This is a genomic window from Klebsiella sp. A52, assembly GCF_018388785.1.
GTDB lineage: Bacteria > Pseudomonadota > Gammaproteobacteria > Enterobacterales > Enterobacteriaceae > Klebsiella > Klebsiella aerogenes.
Genome location: NZ_CP074437.1, coordinates 4,449,422 through 4,467,431 on the forward strand (window position 1 = coordinate 4,449,422; position 18,010 = coordinate 4,467,431).

Genomic DNA, 18,010 nt, shown 5'->3' on the forward strand with positions numbered 1-18,010 from the left:
GCGCTACTCCGCCTTGACGCCAGGCTAACCGCCTTCTATAGATTGAAACGTGTCCTTTTTCATTCTTCTTAGGGGGTTAGCTATGTCAACGGAATCAGTTTTCTACGCCACGCTCGAAGAGGCAATCGACGCCGCCCGGGAAGAGTTTTTGGCCGATAATCCCGACAGCGATGAAGAAAGTGCCGATATCGAACAGTTCAATATGCAGAAATACATTCTCCAGGACGGCGATATCGCCTGGCGGGCCGAATTCTTCGCCAGCGAAGATGAAGAAGGCGAGTGTTTGCCCATGCTCAGTGGTGAGGCGGCACAGAGCGTATTTGACGGCGATTATGACGAAATCGAGCTACGCCAGGAGTGGGTGGAAGAGAATACGCTACACGAATGGGACGAAGGCGAGTTTCAGCTGGAGCCCTCCCTGGATACCGAAGAGGGGCAGACCGCAGCCGATGAGTGGGATGAGCGTTAATTACTCGTAGGGACCATGGCTGGCGTCTAGCGGCAGCAACAGCGTATCGAATACCAGCGAGAATGGCAGATCGAGAATAGTCAGATAGCGCCAGCCTGAATCGCGAACATCCCACTGTACACCGGGGTAATACTGGTTGCCATGGCCCTGCCCCGGCACCGTACGGCTAATAATGCTGCCGCAGCCGCTGAGGACCAGCGTCATGGCGATAAGCAGAAATATTCTCATTCACTTCCTCTCAGGCAAAAAAATACCGGCACAATTGCCGGTATTTTCCTTAACGTACGGCTTACTTCGTTTTCAACGCCAGCGGGTTCAGCGTGAGTTTCTGATACTCACCCACCCAGGAGGAGTATTTCTCCGGGGAGTTCCACACGCGATAGTGCAGGCGCGACATCGTTACCGGATCGCTTAACAGCACCAGCCGACGATCGCGGTTAAGCTTATCAGGCGTTTCATTTAGCGCCTGCTCGACGTGGCGTTCCCGGGCGATATCCAGGATATGCCCGTGGCGGTGACGCGCCGTTGCCATTGCCGTCGCCAGAGCGTTAAACGATGGGTTAAATACCGCGTGCATAAAGCCATCGCCCAGCGAACGCTGACGGTTCAGGGTCAGATAAGCATCGGTATCTTTCAATACCTGCGGCGGCGAATACTCTTCGGGGATCAGGAACAATTTCCAACGCTTAGTGCGCAGACCTACCGTCGCGCGGCTGGAAATCGCCGAGACAAACGGAGAGAGGATCAGCGACACGACGATCGGCGCCAGCCAGAACAGGAAACGCAGATCCAGCCACGCCATGCCCACCGCCCATACCAGCCCCAGCAGCAGCTGTGAACCATGACGCATAAAGGCCTCGCCCCACGGCGTTGAGTCATCATCGCGCTGCGGTGAATTCCACACCACCTCCCAACCAAGGAACGCGCTGACCACGAACACGGTATGGAACAGCATGCGTACCGGCGCCAGCAGCACCGAGAACAGCACCTCCAGCAGCAGGGAAAGCGTCACGCGGAAGAAGCCGCCGTACTCTTTCGGCCCCTTGCACCACACCAGAATGATACTCAGCAGTTTTGGCAGGAACAGCAGCACCATGGTCGAGGCAAACAGCGCGATAGCCAGCTCCGGACGCCACTGCGGCCATACCGGGAACAGCTGACGCGGCTGCAGGAAGTACTGCGGCTCGGTCAGGGCGTGCACGACCTGCAGCGCCGTCGACAGCGCGAGGAACATAAACCACAGCGGCGCCGACAGATAGGACATGACGCCGGTCAGGAACACCGCACGGTGTACCGGGTGCATCCCTTTTACCAGGAATAGGCGGAAGTTCATCAGGTTACCCTGACACCAGCGGCGGTCGCGTTTCAGCTCATCCAGCAGGTTCGGCGGCAGCTCTTCATAGGAGCCCGGCAGATCGTAGGCGATCCAAACGCCCCACCCCGCACGGCGCATCAGCGCGGCTTCCACGAAGTCGTGCGACAGAATCGAGCCGGCAAAGTTACCTTCGCCCGGCAGCGGCGCCAGCGCACAGTGCTCAATGAACGGCTTCACGCGGATAATGGCGTTGTGGCCCCAATAGTGTGATTCCCCCAACTGCCAGAAGTGCAGCCCGGCGGTAAACAGCGGACCGTACACGCGGGTGGCGAACTGCTGGCAGCGCGCATACAGGGTATCCATACCGGAGGCGCGCGGCGAAGACTGGATGATCCCGGCATTCGGATTCGCTTCCATCAGGCGCACCAGCCCGCTCAGGCACTCACCGGTCATCACTGAGTCAGCGTCGAGCACCACCATATAGCTATACTGGCTACCCCAGCGACGGCAGAAATCATCGATGTTGCCGCTTTTACGTTTCACGCGACGACGACGACGACGATAGAAGATCTGGCCTTCGCCCTGCACTTCAGCAATCAACTCCATCCACGCTTTCTGCTCGGCAACGCAGATGTCCGGGTCGTAGCTGTCGCTTAGCACGTAAACGTCAAAGTGCGCAGCGTTACCCGTCGCTTTCACCGATTCCCAGGTGGCGCGCAGGCCGGCAAACACACGATCAACATCTTCGTTACAGATAGGCATGATAAGCGCGGTCCGGTGTTCCGGGTTCAGCGGCTCGTCGCCAACGGTGGATGCCGAAATACTGTATTTATCACGCCCGATCAGCAGTTGCAGGAATCCCATCAGGGCGGTCCAGAAACCGGCCGAGACCCAGCAGAACAGTACCGCGAAGAGGATCAGGATGCCGCTCTGCAATACGTACGGCAGTAATTGCATGAAGGAGACCCACAGATCCTGGCCAACCATATCGGATGGATTGATCAGCGCCCAGCCCTGATAAGGGAGGATGGTCTTCATATACCAGGTAGCCACTACCGTTTGCGCCAGCGTCAGCAGCAGCAAAATGTAGCGGCGAATGGTGCCGACGGTACGCCATTTCTGTTCGCTTTCGCGCTCTTCTTGCGTAAGACGAGAGAGATAGCGCGGGGTCACGTCGCGGCCGCGCAGACGATCCCAGAAGCGGCCTACCGGGTTGGTACGCCACGGATCCGGGATCATAGAAGAGCGTTTGGCTTTCGGCATCGCATGAAGCTGCGTGCGCCCTTCATCATCTTTCACCAGTTGCTCGCCGGCCAGAGAGTCCGGCCAGCTATGCTCCAGCCGCGCTTTTACCGATCCTAACGGGGAATCTTCATCGCGCGGAAAATGATGATGCTCTGCGTCAAGCGCTTCATGTACGGCTTGCAGGTTCGCATCAGGTAAAGCGGCTTTTTCTGCATCCGACAGCGGCAATGCGTCGATATAATTCGTTATCTTATTCATTGGCAGGCAGCTGATAGCTCCAGGTTTCGCTTAGCGTCTGATCGCCATTGACCAGCGCCGCGCGCATTTCCGTGGTTTTCTTCGGATCTTTCACTTTCACGCGCAGGGTCATACGCCAACCTTTAATAACCGGGTTATAGCGCACCGAGTTTTCCACGATTTCGGCGTTATCGCCGATGCTCGCCTGCGCCGTTACCGGAGTATCCGCCGCCATTTTTTTCATGTCAGCGCCGGTGAAATCAACGATGAAAGCGATAGTGCCATCTGGCTGGCGAATGAGATTAGACTGCTTCACATCACCGGTTGAGCGGCGAGTCTGCACCACATAAGCGTTGTCTGGGGCATGCAGTTTGTCTTCATCACGGCTAAAGGTAATGGAGTACTTGAAGTTCATCTCTTTGCCTGGTTCCGGCAGCTGATCCGGGGTCCAGTAGGTGACGATATTATCGTTGGTTTCATCGTTAGTCGGGATTTCAACCAATTCGACTTTACCCTTACCCCAGTCGCCTTTCGGGGTGATCCACGCGCTCGGGCGCTGGTCGTAACGATCGTCGAGATCTTCAAAGCGGGAGAACTGGCGGCCACGCTGCAGCAGGCCAAACCCTTGCGGGTTTTCCATCGCATAACTGCTAACGGCCAGATGTTTCGGGTTATTCAGCGGACGCCAGATCCACTCGCCGTTACCGGCAAGAATCGACAGACCGTTGGAGTCATGTAATTCCGGACGATAGTTGGTGGTCGGCGACGGTTGGTTCGGCCCAAACAGGAACATACTGGTCAACGGCGCCACACCAAGCTTGCCGACTTTGTCGCGCAGATAGACCTTCGACTGCACATCAACCACGGTGTCGCGGCCTGGCATAATCACAAAACGATAGGCGCCGGTCGCACGCGGGGAATCCAGCAGCGCATAGATGGTTAAGCGTTTATCGGTCGCTTTCGGACGCTCAATCCAGAACTCGCGGAAGCGAGGGAACTCTTCGCCGGACGGCAGCGCGGTATCGATAGCCAGGCCGCGGGCGGAAAGCCCATATACCTGACCCTGGCCCAGAACGCGGAAGTAGCTGGCACCGAGCATGCTGACGATTTCGTCATTCTTGTCTTTGCTATTGATCGGATACAGTACTTTGAAACCGGCGAAACCAAGGTCTTTCACCGTGTCTTTATCGTGCTGAACATTGCCAAAATTAAAATAATCCGGGCTATATTTAATTTTACGTACGCTGGTGCTGGTCACTTCATTAATAGTAACCGGCGTGTCGAAATACATACCCTGGTGGTAAAATTCCAGCTTGAACGGGGTCTTCAGGTTATTCCAGTAGGCTTTATCGTGATTGAACTGGATTTGCTGGTAATCCGCGTATTTCATATCGCGGAAGGCGGAGGGTAAGTTACTTTTCGGCGCTTCATAGCCTTTCCCGGCTAACGTTTTCGCCTGTTTTGCTACGTCATCAATGCTGAATGCCCATGCAGATGAAGTACACAGGGACAACATTACGGCTGCGCTTAACCAACGCATTTTCATCATCTGTGGTTTATGTTTCATAGTAAGTAAGCACTTCCCCCTTTGTGTGCTTAAATCGATCCGATCTATTTTAATGGAAACTCAGGCAATCCGACAACATAATCCCTGCATTGTTCAGCTTAGCGGACCAGGGAATAAACAGTTCTCTGTCCCATATTGCACTTTGCGTACTTATCCTGGAGACAGATACCCTGAGTTCATGTAGGGTTGCTGGCAATGTACCCGTTATCGCCCTGAGTGATAAGACGAATTGTCTGAGATTGTTGTGAATTTATGAATAAAACACCAGTAGAACGTGAATATTTCTTCGACAGTATCCGCGCCTGGCTGATGCTGTTGGGGATCCCGTTTCACATCTCACTTATCTACTCCAGCCACAGCTGGCATGTGAATAGCCTGGAGCCCTCCTGGGGGCTAACGCTGTTCAACGATTTTATCCATGCCTTCCGTATGCAGGTCTTCTTTGTTATTTCCGGCTATTTCTCATACATGCTGTTTCTCCGCTATCCGCTGAAGAAATGGTGGAAAGTGCGCGTAGAGCGAGTTGGCATCCCGATGCTCACCGCGATCCCGCTGCTTACGCTGCCGCAGTTTCTGATGCTGCAATACGTCAATGGTAAAGCCCAGGACTGGCATACGCTCTCCGGCTATGACAAATTCAATACTCTGGCCTGGGAGCTTATCTCCCATCTGTGGTTTTTGCTGGTGCTCGTGGTGCTGACCACCGCCGGGGTAGTGCTGTTTAAATGGCTGGCCAATCGGCGGAAAAAGCAGGACAACAGCTTTGGTGACACCGTCACATTCAGTCAATTATCACTGATTTTTCTGGGACTTGGCGTATTGTACGCGGTGATCCGTCGCACCATTTTTATTATTTACCCGCCTATTCTCAGTAACGGATTGTTTAACTTCATCGTGATGCAGACCCTGTTCTATCTGCCGTTCTTTATTCTCGGCGCGCAGACGTTCATCAATCCGCGACTGAAAGCGATGTTCACCACCTCATCACCGTGGTGTTTTGTTGGCGCACTGCTGGGCTTTATCGCCTATCGTCTTAACCAGCAGTATGGTTCTGGCGATGGCTGGATGTATGAAACCGAATCGGTGATTACGATGGTACTGGGGCTGTGGATGGTAAACGTGGTGTTCTCACTGGGCCACCGCCTGCTCAACTTCCAGTCCGCACGGGTGACTTACTTCGTCAACGCCTCGCTGTTTATCTACCTGGTGCACCATCCGCTGACTCTGCTGTATGGGGCATGGATTACGCCGATAATAAAATCGAACCTGTTAGGTTTTATCACCGGACTGGTATTTGTGGTGGGGATTGCGCTGATATTGTACGAAATCCATCTACGCATTCCGCTGCTCCGCTTCCTGTTCTCGGGTAAACCGCAGCAAAAACCGGCTAAAACGCCGGTGTCGGTTAACTAAACGCCTCAACCGGCAGCGCGCCCGCGTGCTGCCGGTGTAACGATTCATTCCGCCCGCAATAATCGCTGATAGATCTCCGCCGTTTCGTTATCAAAGCAGACGAAGCACACCCGTTCCAGCGGATTATATCGGGTGAGGAAAGCATTCACCGTTTTCACCGCAATTTCCGCCGCCGCCTGTTTCGGATAGCCATATACGCCGGTGCTGATAGCCGGAAAAGCAATAGAACGATAATTATTGGCTGCCGCCAGCAACAGACTATTGCGATAGGCATCCGCCAGTAATTCGGCTTCCTGCTCGCCGCCGCCGTGCCAGACGGGGCCGACCGCATGAATCACCGCGCTGGCCGGTAGATTACCGGCGCTGGTGATAACCGCATGCCCCGGAGGACATTCGCCCTGCTGCTGACGAACTATTTTGCAGGCCGCCAGTAGTTCCGGGCCGGCTGCGCGATGAATGGCGCCATCAACGCCGCCGCCACCCAGTAATGATGGGTTTGCCGCATTGACAATAACATCTACCTGCAACGTCGTAATATCGCCGAGAACCACTTCAGGTTGAACCACCATTTCCCCCTCCTGTCGGCAAACGTCTTCATACTCAGAGTGATGTCTACTATGGCATGATAGCCCCCAAGGCGAAAGCCTGAGGGCCAGTAATTAGCGATAATTCACTTCGAGGATAGCGCGGGTATGTTGCGGATCAATATACTTTAATTGTGCCGAACCGACGGCGTCATTACTGAAATTCCCCGTCGTCAGCACCTGCGGCGAAATCGCCTGGCTACCCAGCCGCGGGCAGGCCATTTCAATCTTACCATTCATACTATTGGCCTCGCAGGAAGGGTCAACGACCTGCCCGTAAATGGCGACAACGCCGCCGGTCGGCGCGGCATTCACTGAGCCAAATAAGCATGACAACATCAGACATGGCACAGCTAAGGCGTGGATTTTTTTTATCACGGCAGACTCCTCTGTATGAATAGCAAAGAAGCAACAGGCCATCCCTGAGCGCACTGCGCCGCCAGACTACGGCAAGGCAATGATTGCGTTACAAAACACAAATATATTACTTTTTGTTTTCTTTTTGATAACAAAACCGATTCATCTTGATTTTGCTACAAAAAATCTGCGGGGAATATCAGGTGAGAGACGGGAAAACCCCTGCAGATCCGGCAGGGGCTGTACTGTTAACGATAATTCACTTCGAGGATAGCGTTAGTGTGCTGAGGATTAATGTAGGTTAATTGCGTAGATTTGATATTGGCATGTTGCAGATCCCCTCGGGCTACCTGCTGAGCAGAAAAAGTGACTGACTTCTGCTTCACGCAGGCCATCGAGACCTGATCTTCTGAAGAACGAATTTTACAAGGCGGTTCGACAACGCCGCCGTGGAAACGAATCACGCCGCTTGCGGCGTTAGAGGTAGTTGAAAACGTCAATAAAGCGGGAAGGAAACAAACTGTAGCAAGTAGTACGCCAGTCATTTTTTTCACGGCAAAACCCCTCTGCGTAACGGTCAAAAAAACCTTACAAATCATCCATGAGCGCAGTTGAATACAAGCAACTACATACAAAATCAGTATATATATGAAGTACCTGTAGATACTTTTTTCTCTCCGTTTTTGCAAACGGTATCAAATTATTATGGTTTGTTTGCTCAAAATGTCTGCATTAAGAGGAAAAAACAATCGAAGAGGGGTTGATGCAAAAAGGCTTTCATGTAGTGCGTGACAGGAGCCTTGCTCCTGTCATCGAGGAAATATGAAGAAAATCAGACGTTATCGTTAGCCAGAGACTTGCTCTTTGTCGCTCGTGCCGCCAGCCACAGTCCGCTGTTTTTCATGGCATAGCCAAAGACCAATCCCAGCGCCAGAGACGGCACGACAATGCGCCAGTCGCCGCTCGCGGCGAACGTCGCGCAGGCGCCGATAAAGGTTCCGGGAACAAAAGAAAGTAGCAGCTGGCGCGCCTGAATACACATCAGGAAGGCGACTATTCCGGTCATCACGTAGCTGAGGATTTCTAACTGCGGCGCCAGCGCGCTACCGTAAATAATCACCAGCGCCCATATCACGCCGCTCATGACCGTGCAGGCAGAAATCAACAGCCCTTTCAGGCCGCCTTGTGGGCACGCGAAATAGGCCGTACAGCCGAGGAATCCGGCCCAGCTCAGCAGGCCAAGTGAGACCGCCACCCATCCCCAGAGACCGGAGAGAATGCCCGTCGTGAGTGCGATTGCGAAGAGTATGTTCATGCCGCGTATCATAGCAGATACGCGGCAACCAAATGCGATCCAGAACACACAATATGAAAGCGTGAGTTTGCTGTTTCACAATAAAAGTGACTTTAGTCACATTTATTCGTCGTTTTCTTCCTGCAGTTCATCCCACATTGCGGAAATCGCTTCACGCGTTAATAGCGCCATGGTGCGCCAGAATGCGGTTTGCGCATGCGCCTCCACTTTTCCAAGGAAGGTACCACACCACGGTAATAGATAATCGGCAAATAACGTTTCCAGCGTTTCGCTTTCATCTTCCGTGGCGTGATCTTCAAGCCATGATGCGGCCAGCAGTAAGGATCCAATATGATCGGTTGGGCCTTCGCCAGTAGGAATGCCGTGTTGCGTCAGAAAACCACGAACTTCCGCTTCAGTTGCCCCTTCAACCCACGCGCTGCGATAAGGCGAGACCGCACATTCTTCCCCAACGAACAGGGCGTTATAATCAGCGGTTAACGGCTGGGTATCACAACTCTTCTGCAGACGCTCCAGTAATTCATCCTGTTCCAGCGGCCAACTGGCGGCCAGCTTGCCATCGCGAATCAGCGTGAACAGCGGCACCAACAGCGGGTCCTGCGGTTGACGATAATAGAGCGAGCCCAGCACGCGACAGAGGATTGAAAATTCATTCATACAATATGTTCCAGTGGTTCTAATTAAAGGTCTGCAAATTCCGCAATCGCCGGCATCCCACGCGATTCAAGGAAATTCAGTAGTCGACGCGGGCTGACGTTAAGGATCCGCTCTTCCGGGAAATTCACCGCGTCGAGAATTTTGCGGCATTCGGTAAATTCGCCAAGGGTAAAGGCGGTATGCGAGTCCGAACCCAGCGCCACCCAACCACCCGCATCACGCACGGCGGCGGCGATCGCCCGGCAATTATCCTCACTACCAATACGCGACGAAAGGAAAGAGGAATTATTAATTTCCAGCGCCACATGATGCTTTGCCGCCGCTTCGGCCACCGCCGGAATATCGATTGGGAACTTCGGATTACCAGGATGGCTAATCATGTGGACTGCGCCACTGGCAATCGCGGCAATCATCGCTTCAGTGTGGGTGGCTTTATCCTGAGGCGGGAATACCGGCTCATGAAAACCGGCAATGATCAGATCCAGCGAGGTCAGCATTGGTCCGGTACAGTCAATTTCACCCTGGGTATTTTTGATATTCGCTTCAATGCCGCGCAGGATGCCGACGCCATCAACCAGACGCGGCCAGATACGCATATTGACGAAATGCCAGTAGTGCGGGGCATCGGCCATATCCGGGCCGTGATCGGTGATGGCAAAAAGTTTGATGCCTTTACGTTTGGCCTCGGCAATATAGTCATGCAAGGTACTGTAGGCGTGGGTGCTGGCGACGGTATGCATGTGCAGGTCAACAGGATACATCACAATCTCCTCCTCTGTTTGTGGCAAGAATAGCAGGAATCAGGAGTCATGATCAGTAAAAACCCCGCCGTAGCGGGGCTATCGATTAGTAGCCGCGCTGGCGGTCGACCTGCCCACTGACCGTTTCACCACGCTCCAGGCGGCTAATGGTGCTGGCAATATAGGCAATTGCTTCCTGCGGACGGGTAACGGCGGCAATATGCGGCGTCATGGCCACGCGCGGATGCGCCCACAGCGGGCTCTCTTTCGGCAGCGGTTCGCGGCTAAAGACATCCAGCATCGCCCCTTTCAGTTTGCCGCTATCAAGCGCCGCCAGTAGATCCGGCTCGACGATATGCACGCCGCGGGCAAGGTTCAGAACATAGCTGTTATCCGGCAACTGGGACAGTAGCGTTTTATTGATGATACCGACAGTTTCGGCCGTATTTGGCAACAGGTTGATCAGCACGCGGGTTTCTCGTAGAAACGCGCCCAACTCTTCCTGACCGGCAAAACTCTCGACCTGCGGCCAGGATTTGTGGCTACGGCTCCAGCAGCGCAGCGGGAATCCCCAGCGCAACAGGCTTTCCGCAACTTTGCCGCCCAACACCCCTGCCCCCATGATGCCAATAGTGAAATCCTCGCGGCGGTATTCCGGCAAGGGTTGCCAGCGGGATTCCTGCTTCAGCGCATGATAATCATCAAAGCGACGGAACCAGTGCAGTACCTGGCTTACCGCATATTCCTGCATCTGCAGGCCCATGCCGGTATCTTCGAGGCGGAACAGCGGGACAGAAAGCGGCAGCATTTCCGGATGCTCCCGCAGCTTGCTAAGAATGGAATCCACGCCAGCGCCGAGAGCAAAAACCGCTTTCAGCTCGCGCCCCTGAAGCATTTCTACCGGTGGATGCCAGACCAGCGCATAGTCGGCTGGTTGATTGTCGCCAGGTTTCCACTCACGAACGCGCGCTCCCGGCAGATGTTTTTCCAACTCTGCTATCCAGTACGGGGTATCGAACGTCGGGTGGTAAAAAATAATCTCCATAATGACTCCTGATTACTGACGCGTGAGTAGGTTGAGGTTTGCGTCGTGTTTTACTCTTTGTTTTGTATTGGTTTGCCAGCATAACAAATTTCGTATCGCTATCGAGGAATAAAGAGAATGGTGACAAAAAAAACGATTCCCGCGCGTTTAAGAAGCAAGTTGTTTGAAGTTTGGCTAAACGCATCTTTTTTTAAAAAAGTTGATTGACGGGAGATACGTATTTCCCTACATTAGCGCCCGTTCCCAGCAACAACGGGAAAGACAATATGGTGAGGTGTCCGAGTGGCTGAAGGAGCACGCCTGGAAAGTGTGTATACGGCAACGTATCGGGGGTTCGAATCCCCCCCTCACCGCCATATTCGAGATGAGAGCTCGTACGAAAGTACGGGCTCTTTTCTTTTATATTCTCCGTTGGGGGGATAAGAACCCCCGACCGGGGTTCGACAACTGGCGCAGCCAGTTGGACAGACCGCGCACGCAGTAAGCGGGCTGCCCCGACAAAAACGCCGGGAGCGTTTTTGAACAACGCCTGCGTTGGCCCCGAAGGGGCGAGGCCCATGGATGGGCCGAGTAACGGCGAGCGAAGCGAGTCAATCCCCCCCCTCACCGCCATATTCGAGATTAAAGCTCGTACGAAAGTATGGGCTTTTTTTCACATGTGGCACCGCCGCCCTTCCCGGGGTCGGCATAAATGCCTCGCCCGGGCTACCCATCCCAAAGGCCGCACCACCAGCCAGTAGCCCGGCCAAGCGAAGCGCCGCCGGGAATTCCGCAGGCCGCACCAGCCAGTAGCCCGTCCAGGCGCAGCGCCGCCGGGAATCCCACAGGCCGCACCACCAGTAGCCCGCCCAGGCGCAGCGCCGCAGGGAACCCCGCAGGCCCCGCCACCAGTAGCCCGTCCAGGCGCAGCGCCGCCGGGAACCCCGTAGGCCGCACCACCAGTAGCCCGGCCAGGCGCAGCGCCGCCGGGGAAAAAGAGCCTAAGCTAATCCTCTTCCATGCGCTGATACTCCTCGCTGAGATAATCCACCAACGCTCTGACGGAAGGTAATAAACCGCGCCGCGAGGCAAACACCGCGTGAATGACTTCCCGTCGCGGTTGCCACTCATCAAGCACGATTTCAAGCTCCCCTGATGCCAGCTGATCGCGCACCATTAATAAAGGAAGCTGTACCACGCCAACGCCCGCCATAGCCGCCTCGCGCAGCGCCAGCATATCGCTGGTCACCATTCGCGGGGTGAAATAAACCTCGGCTCGCGCCCCCTCCGGGCCGGTCAATTGCCATTTATGCTGATGTTTTCCGGCGCCAATACTTAGCCCCGGCCAGGTACTCAATTCCGCCGGCGCCTGTGGGCGCCCAAGCCGAGCGATCAGCGCCGGACTCGCCACCAGGCGATGGCCGCGATCGGCCAACACCCGCATGACCAGGTCGCTATCTTCAAATGGCCTTGGCCGCACGCGGATGGCCACATCAACCCCCTCGCCCACCACGTCCACCCGCCGGTTAGTGGCTTCAAGATGTAGCGTCACCCCTGGGTATCGCACCATAAAGCGCGCCAGCATCGGGCCAACATGGGCATGCAACAGGGTTACCGGACAGGTGAGCTTAACGCTGCCGCGCGGTTCAGACTGCAGCGTTTCTACCGCCTGATGCGCCGCTTCGGCTTCTATCAACATCGCCTTGCAGTGTTGATAGAAGGTTTGGCCGACTTCCGTTACGGCGAACTGTCGGGTGGTTCGTTGAATCAGGCGCACGCCCAGGCGTTCTTCCAGTTGCGCAATGCGGCGGCTGAGTTTGGATTTAGGCTGGTCAAGCGCCCGACCGGCAGCGGCAAAACCGCCATGGTCTACCACCTGAACAAACCAGGCCAGGTCGTTGAGATCCTGCATCCTTTTCTCCATCGTTCCATTTTTAGAACAGTATAGGTCATTTTCGCTATCTACCGGAATATTAGCTCCAGATATAAGCTTATTCACATCAGATACAGACATGCAGGAGATAACCATGAAACAGATTACTGGCGTTTACACCGCTCCTTCGCAGCACTGGGTGGGCGACGGTTTCCCGGTTCGCTCAATGTTTTCTTACCAGACCCACGGCGAACAACTGAGCCCGTTCTTACTGCTCGACTACGCCGGCCCGCACACTTTTCCGGCGGGAAACGGTAAACGCGGCGTCGGCGAACATCCGCATCGCGGATTCGAAACCGTCACCATTGTCTACTCCGGTGAAGTAGAGCATCGCGACTCAACCGGCAGAGGCGGCGTTATCGGCCCTGGCGACGTGCAGTGGATGACGGCAGGCGCCGGGATCCTGCATGAAGAGTTTCACTCCGAAGCGTTCACCCGCTCCGGCGGTGAACTGAAAATGATGCAGCTGTGGGTCAACCTGCCGGCGAAAGACAAAATGACGACTCCGGGCTATCAGAGCATTACCGCAGACGTCATTCCGCAAGCGACGCTGGAAGACGATGCCGGGACCGTCAGAGTGATTGCCGGGCGTTACGGCGATGTCGCCGGCCCAGCGCACACGTTCTCAGCGTTGAACGTGTGGGATATGCAGCTCAAGCAAAGTCACGATGTGACGTTGCATCAGCCGGAAGGCTGGAGCACCGCGTTGGTCGTACTGGAAGGCGAAGTCACCGTTAACGGTACGGAAAACGCCCGGGAAGGACAGCTGGTAGTACTGAGCCAGAAAGGCGAAGCCTTCCATCTGGAAGCGGGCTCCGACGCGAAGGTTCTGCTGATGGCCGGCGAGCCGCTGCAGGAGCCGATCGTGGGCTACGGCCCGTTTGTGATGAATACCAAAACGCAAATTGCCGAGGCAATTCGCGATTTTAACAGCGGCCGTTTTGGCCAAATCTAACGAAATTGAGGTGAAGAATATGTCTACTCCAGCTAACTTTAACGGTTCTCGTCCGGTGATTGATGTTAACGATACCGCGATGTTGTTGATTGACCACCAAAGCGGCCTGTTCCAGACCGTCGGCGATATGCCGATGCCGGAACTGCGCGCTCGCGCCGCCGCGCTGGCGAAAATGGCATCCCTTGCCGGGATCCCGGTGATCACCACCGCTTCCGTACCGCAAGGCCCGAACGGCCCGTTGATTCCGGAAATTCATGAGAACGCGCCGCATGCGAAATATATTGCGCGTAAAGGCGAAATCAATGCCTGGGACAACCCGGAGTTTGTCGCCGCGGTGAAAGCGACCGGGCGCAAAACCTTAATCATCGCCGGTACCATTACCAGCGTCTGCATGGCTTTCCCGGCAATTGCCGCCGTCGCCGACGGTTATAAGGTGTTTGCCGTTATCGACGCCTCGGGTACCTATAGCAAAATGGCGCAGGAGATCACCCTGGCCCGCATAGTCCAGGCCGGTGTAGTGCCAATGGATACTGCTGCGGTAGCCTCTGAACTGCAGCGCACCTGGAACCGTCCGGATGCCGCCGAGTGGGCTGAGGTGTATACCAAAGTCTTCCCGGCGTACCAGTTGCTGATTGAAAGCTACAGCAAGGCGCAGGATGTCGTGAAGAACAACGAAAAGCTGGATTCCCAGCGTTAAAATAGCTGCCCCGTCGATGAATCGACGGGGCAGTGTTCATTGCTTAACCGAACGGTAAAGAAAGAAAAAAATATGCTTGACCGTTTTAGCGCAACTCCCTATAGTAGCGCCCCGTTGCCCACCCAAGGTGAGCAGCAAGACAATATGGTGAGGTGTCCGAGTGGCTGAAGGAGCACGCCTGGAAAGTGTGTATACGGCAACGTATCGGGGGTTCGAATCCCCCCCTCACCGCCATATTCGAGATGAGAGCTCGTACGAAAGTACGGGCTCTTTTCTTTTATATTCTCCGTTAGGGGGGATGAGAACCCCCGACCGGGGTTCGACAACTGGCGCAGCCAGTTGGACAGACCGCGAACGCAGTAAGCGGGCTGCCCCGCAGGGGCGAGCGAAGCGAGTCAATCCCCCCCCTCACCGCCATATTCGAGATGAGAGCTCGTACGAAAGTACGGGCTCTTTTCTTTTATATTCTCCGTTAGGGGGGATGAGAACCCCCGACCGGGGTTCGACAACTGGCGCAGCCAGTTGGACAGACCGCGAACGCAGTAAGCGGGCTGCCCCGCAGGGGCAAGCGAAGCGAGTCAATCCCCCCCTCACCGCCATATTCGAGATAAGAGCCCGTACGAAAGTACGGGCTCTTTTTTCGCATGTGGCACCGCCGCCCTTCCCGGGGTCGGCATAAATGCCTCGCCCGGGCTACCCATCCCACAGGCCGCACCACCAACCAGTAGCCCGGCCAAGCGCAGCGCCGCCGGGAAACCCCACAGCCCGCACCAGCCAGTAGCCCGTCCAGGCGTAGCGCCGCCGGGAAACCCCACAGGCCCCACCACCAGTAGCCCGTCCAGGCACAGTGCCGCGGGAAAATGCTGCAAAAACAACAAAGCCCGGGATATCCCGGGCTTTGCACACTCACTAGCGTTTAGTAATAGGCTTTCAACGTTCGCTGGCAAAGCGTTGAACGCACGCAGTCATCGGTAGTAAAGCGCACAATGCCAATCATCTCGTCTTCTTCAAAACGCGACAACGCATCGCTCAGACCCGATTTTACGCCAGAGGGCAAATCACACTGGGTAATATCGCCGTTGACGATCACCGTGACGTTCTCCCCGAGGCGGGTTAAAAACATCTTCATTTGCGCCGCGGTCACGTTCTGGGCCTCGTCCAGAATCACCACCGCGTTTTCAAAGGTGCGTCCGCGCATATAGGCGAACGGCGCGATTTCTACCTTGCCGATTTCCGGGCGCAGGCAATATTGCATAAAGGAAGCGCCCAACCTCTTCACCAGCACGTCATATACCGGTCGGAAATAGGGAGCGAATTTTTCGGCGATATCTCCCGGTAAGAAGCCGAGATCTTCGTCGGCCTGCAGAACGGGACGGGTAACAATAATTCTGTCCACATCCTTATGGATCAGGGCTTCAGCTGCTTTAGCCGCGCTGATCCAGGTCTTCCCGCACCCGGCTTCGCCGGTGGCGAAAATCAGCTGTTTATTGTCGATGGCATTCAAATAATGCGCCTGAGCTTCATTACGCGCCTCAATCGGTGAAAGATCGCGGCTATCCCGCGCCATGCCGATTGCTTCTACGCCACTCATTTGCACAAGCGATGTGACCGATTCTTCTTCACGTTGTTTATGGCTACGCGAATCCCGTCTCAGCACACGTTTTGCCTCACGACGAGCTTTGATCACTGCTTTTTGTCTTCCCATGGATAGCACCTTGCGTTGTTGGTTTACATCACGCGCGTCAAGAGCAACGCGATTATGCGCACGAACGATTGAGGTTTGGCTTCCTTGTAAGCCATTGCTTGCCGGTTGAATGGACAACGAGTCGCGGCTACGCGCACCGCGTACCCTGCCAGAGTTAGCCTGATTAGTAGTGGAAGAAATTGGGGTTACAGAGTGAAAATCGCTGCCGGAAGCTGGGCCCCCGTGCTGGAAAGTACGGTATGTGGTTTTACGTTGTCCGCTACAGGACCTTACCATTCGCGATCTCCATAGTGAGCGACATCACTGCCGGGAACTACCGCGTATGTAATAAGTACATCAAAAATTATTCTTAATGCAACTTATTTTTTACATTGACGCAACAATGATTTCTAAAATCATTGTAGAAAACTATCCGTCATTTGTATTACAGAAATATAACACATGGCAGGAAATATATTGAATCCGAGAAAAACAGCAGAAAACGCCCTGCCTTAGCCGGCAGGACGCCTATCAGGCTTGTAACAGCGATTGTCCAAGATAATGCTGGTCATTCATCACGCCGGGCAACACAAAGAAGTATCCGCCGCCAATAGGTTTAACGTACTCCTCCAGGGCCTCGCCGTTCAGCCGTTTCTGCACCGTCAGGAATCCCTTTTCCAGATCGTGCTGATAGCAGACAAACAATAACCCCATATCCAGTTGCCCTGAGTTGGTGACGCCTAACGAATAGCTGTAACCGCGGCGCATCATCAGGCTGGACTGCGTTTCCGGCGTACGCGGGTTCGCAAGACGAATATGGCTATCAAGGGCAATCACTTCACCGTGCGGATCGCGACTGTAGTCCGGAACATCATGTTCATGCTTCATCCCCAACGGCGCGCCAGAATGTTTATCGCGGCCAAAAATCGTCTGCTGCTCTTTCAGCGGCGTACGATCCCAGAACTCAACGTGGAACTGAATGATACGCGCAGCCTGATAACTACCGCCGATCGCCCAGGCCGGTTCGCCCTGGTCGGCAGTCACCCACACCACGTTATCCATTAGCGCTTTATCCTGGCTCGACGGATTAGCGGTACCGTCTTTAAAGCCCAGCAGGTTAATTGGCGTCTCTTTGCCTTTGCTACGGGCCGCGCTATCAGAGATAAACCCTTCCCGCTTCCAGCGCACGCTCAGTAGATCGGGCGTGTGTTTGATAATGTCACGTAGCGCGTGAATGACCGTATCCTGGGTATTGGCGCAAATCTGCAGTAGTAAATCGCCATGGCACAGTGCGGCATCCAGCGAATCATTCGGGAAACGCGTCATTGCCTGCAGTTTTTTTGGCGCTTTATCCGCTAATCCAAAGCGCTCATCGAACAGCGAATGGCCGACCGAGACGGTGATAGTCAGGTTATCCGGCGCAATCCACGGCCCTAAAATCCCGGAATCCATCGGCGGCAATCGGGGATTCGGGGTATCCGGCGCCGGACCGCCTGCGGTTAAAAAGGCGATCCGCTGGGTCAGCAAGCGGAACAGGCGTTCGAGGTCAGCTTTATCCGCCGCCAGTACATCAAACGCCACCAGCATCATCGAGGCCTGCTGCGGCGTCAGGATGCCCGCCTGATGCGGGCCATAAAATGGCTGTTTTTCCTGACGCGCATCCGGAGCGAGCGTGCCGGGGGAGCTTTCCGCTTTCGCCGCCTGCGCCATCGGGCAACCGCCGCTGATGGCCAGCGCGCCGCCAAGCGCGCCGATCCCCTTCAGTAAGCGGCGACGTGACGGTTCATTCACGTCGCGTGGTTTCTGTTGTGTCATCGA

Annotated in this window: 18 protein-coding genes and 2 tRNA genes; 6 read left to right on the forward strand and 14 right to left on the reverse strand. The window is 55.0% G+C overall.

The genetic code is table 11. From position 1 onward, the window contains the following. Positions 1 to 82 precede the first annotated feature (82 nt). Positions 83 to 469 carry a MysB family protein gene (locus KGA69_RS21075; RefSeq protein ID WP_045393629.1) on the forward strand — a complete coding sequence of 129 codons (387 nt, stop codon included), beginning with the start codon at positions 83 to 85 and terminating at the stop codon, positions 467 to 469. On the opposite strand, the gene KGA69_RS21080 is transcribed toward KGA69_RS21075, so the two are convergent. The 3 genes from KGA69_RS21080 to mdoG all read right to left on the reverse strand — a co-directional run bounded on the left by KGA69_RS21080 (position 470) and on the right by mdoG (position 4,833). After that, positions 470 to 697, reverse strand: a complete 228-nt coding sequence (locus KGA69_RS21080) for a YceK/YidQ family lipoprotein (RefSeq protein ID WP_045393628.1) — start codon at positions 695 to 697, stop codon at positions 470 to 472. A gap of 61 nt (positions 698 to 758) precedes the next feature. Continuing rightward, positions 759 to 3,287, reverse strand: coding sequence for a glucans biosynthesis glucosyltransferase MdoH (mdoH, locus tag KGA69_RS21085; RefSeq protein WP_047050065.1), 2,529 nt, complete (start codon positions 3,285 to 3,287; stop codon positions 759 to 761). Beyond that, a complete protein-coding gene (gene mdoG, locus KGA69_RS21090) occupies positions 3,280 to 4,833 on the reverse strand; it encodes a glucans biosynthesis protein MdoG (RefSeq protein WP_047046915.1) in 1,554 nt (517 codons plus the stop codon). Before mdoG ends, mdoH begins: the two co-directional genes overlap by 8 nt. 252 nt (positions 4,834 to 5,085) lie before the next feature. Between mdoG and mdoC the strand changes: the two genes are divergently transcribed. Continuing rightward, entirely contained in the window at positions 5,086 to 6,246 is a 1,161-nt protein-coding gene (gene mdoC, locus KGA69_RS21095) for a glucans biosynthesis protein MdoC (RefSeq protein WP_045393621.1), read from the forward strand. Between the two features lie 44 nt (positions 6,247 to 6,290). On the opposite strand, the gene ymdB is transcribed toward mdoC, so the two are convergent. From ymdB to ghrA, 7 genes are all read right to left on the reverse strand, one after another. Then, the gene (gene ymdB / locus KGA69_RS21100) at positions 6,291 to 6,815 is read right to left on the reverse strand and encodes an O-acetyl-ADP-ribose deacetylase (RefSeq protein ID WP_045393619.1); all 525 of its coding nucleotides are present in this window, start codon (positions 6,813 to 6,815) and stop codon (positions 6,291 to 6,293) included. A gap of 90 nt (positions 6,816 to 6,905) precedes the next feature. Further along, a complete protein-coding gene (locus KGA69_RS21105; RefSeq protein WP_049059541.1) occupies positions 6,906 to 7,208 on the reverse strand; it encodes a hypothetical protein in 303 nt (100 codons plus the stop codon). A 227-nt stretch (positions 7,209 to 7,435) separates the two neighbouring features. After that, on the reverse strand, positions 7,436 to 7,732 hold the full coding sequence (locus KGA69_RS21110) for a fimbrial assembly protein (RefSeq protein ID WP_223683743.1): 297 nt from the start codon (positions 7,730 to 7,732) through the stop codon (positions 7,436 to 7,438). A 287-nt stretch (positions 7,733 to 8,019) separates the two neighbouring features. Next, positions 8,020 to 8,502 (reverse strand): DUF1097 domain-containing protein, encoded by a 483-nt coding sequence (locus KGA69_RS21115; protein ID WP_045393821.1) that lies wholly within the window; start codon positions 8,500 to 8,502, stop codon positions 8,020 to 8,022. Positions 8,503 to 8,604: 102 nt separating this feature from the next. Beyond that, positions 8,605 to 9,159 carry a TorD/DmsD family molecular chaperone gene (locus KGA69_RS21120; RefSeq protein ID WP_045393616.1) on the reverse strand — a complete coding sequence of 185 codons (555 nt, stop codon included), beginning with the start codon at positions 9,157 to 9,159 and terminating at the stop codon, positions 8,605 to 8,607. Positions 9,160 to 9,182: 23 nt separating this feature from the next. Then, entirely contained in the window at positions 9,183 to 9,920 is a 738-nt protein-coding gene (locus tag KGA69_RS21125; RefSeq protein ID WP_015367224.1) for a phosphatase, read from the reverse strand. A gap of 85 nt (positions 9,921 to 10,005) precedes the next feature. Continuing rightward, a complete protein-coding gene (ghrA, locus tag KGA69_RS21130; protein ID WP_045393613.1) occupies positions 10,006 to 10,944 on the reverse strand; it encodes a glyoxylate/hydroxypyruvate reductase GhrA in 939 nt (312 codons plus the stop codon). A gap of 268 nt (positions 10,945 to 11,212) precedes the next feature. Here ghrA and KGA69_RS21135 point away from each other — a divergent pair. Then, positions 11,213 to 11,300: transfer RNA gene (locus KGA69_RS21135), tRNA-Ser, on the forward strand. A 349-nt stretch (positions 11,301 to 11,649) separates the two neighbouring features. Here the strand turns inward: KGA69_RS21135 and KGA69_RS24255 are convergent. Next, positions 11,650 to 11,883, reverse strand: coding sequence for a hypothetical protein (locus KGA69_RS24255; RefSeq protein ID WP_063447265.1), 234 nt, complete (start codon positions 11,881 to 11,883; stop codon positions 11,650 to 11,652). Positions 11,884 to 11,929: 46 nt separating this feature from the next. Beyond that, on the reverse strand, positions 11,930 to 12,835 hold the full coding sequence (locus tag KGA69_RS21145) for a LysR family transcriptional regulator (RefSeq protein ID WP_015367227.1): 906 nt from the start codon (positions 12,833 to 12,835) through the stop codon (positions 11,930 to 11,932). Positions 12,836 to 12,950: 115 nt separating this feature from the next. On the opposite strand from KGA69_RS21145, the gene KGA69_RS21150 reads away from it, so the two are divergent. From KGA69_RS21150 to KGA69_RS21160, 3 genes are all read left to right on the forward strand, one after another. After that, entirely contained in the window at positions 12,951 to 13,811 is an 861-nt protein-coding gene (locus KGA69_RS21150; protein WP_049059470.1) for a pirin family protein, read from the forward strand. 19 nt (positions 13,812 to 13,830) lie between these two features. Then, a complete protein-coding gene (locus tag KGA69_RS21155; protein WP_045393608.1) occupies positions 13,831 to 14,508 on the forward strand; it encodes an isochorismatase family protein in 678 nt (225 codons plus the stop codon). A gap of 146 nt (positions 14,509 to 14,654) precedes the next feature. Continuing rightward, positions 14,655 to 14,742: transfer RNA gene (locus KGA69_RS21160), tRNA-Ser, on the forward strand. 682 nt (positions 14,743 to 15,424) lie between these two features. On the opposite strand, the gene phoH is transcribed toward KGA69_RS21160, so the two are convergent. Both phoH and efeB read right to left on the reverse strand, forming a co-directional pair. Beyond that, positions 15,425 to 16,213: a phosphate starvation-inducible protein PhoH gene (gene phoH, locus KGA69_RS21165; RefSeq protein ID WP_045396936.1), complete on the reverse strand. Its 789-nt coding sequence runs from the start codon at positions 16,211 to 16,213 to the stop codon at positions 15,425 to 15,427. A 510-nt stretch (positions 16,214 to 16,723) separates the two neighbouring features. Then, positions 16,724 to 18,007 carry an iron uptake transporter deferrochelatase/peroxidase subunit gene (gene efeB / locus KGA69_RS21170; protein ID WP_045396940.1) on the reverse strand — a complete coding sequence of 428 codons (1,284 nt, stop codon included), beginning with the start codon at positions 18,005 to 18,007 and terminating at the stop codon, positions 16,724 to 16,726. Positions 18,008 to 18,010: the final 3 nt, after the last annotated feature.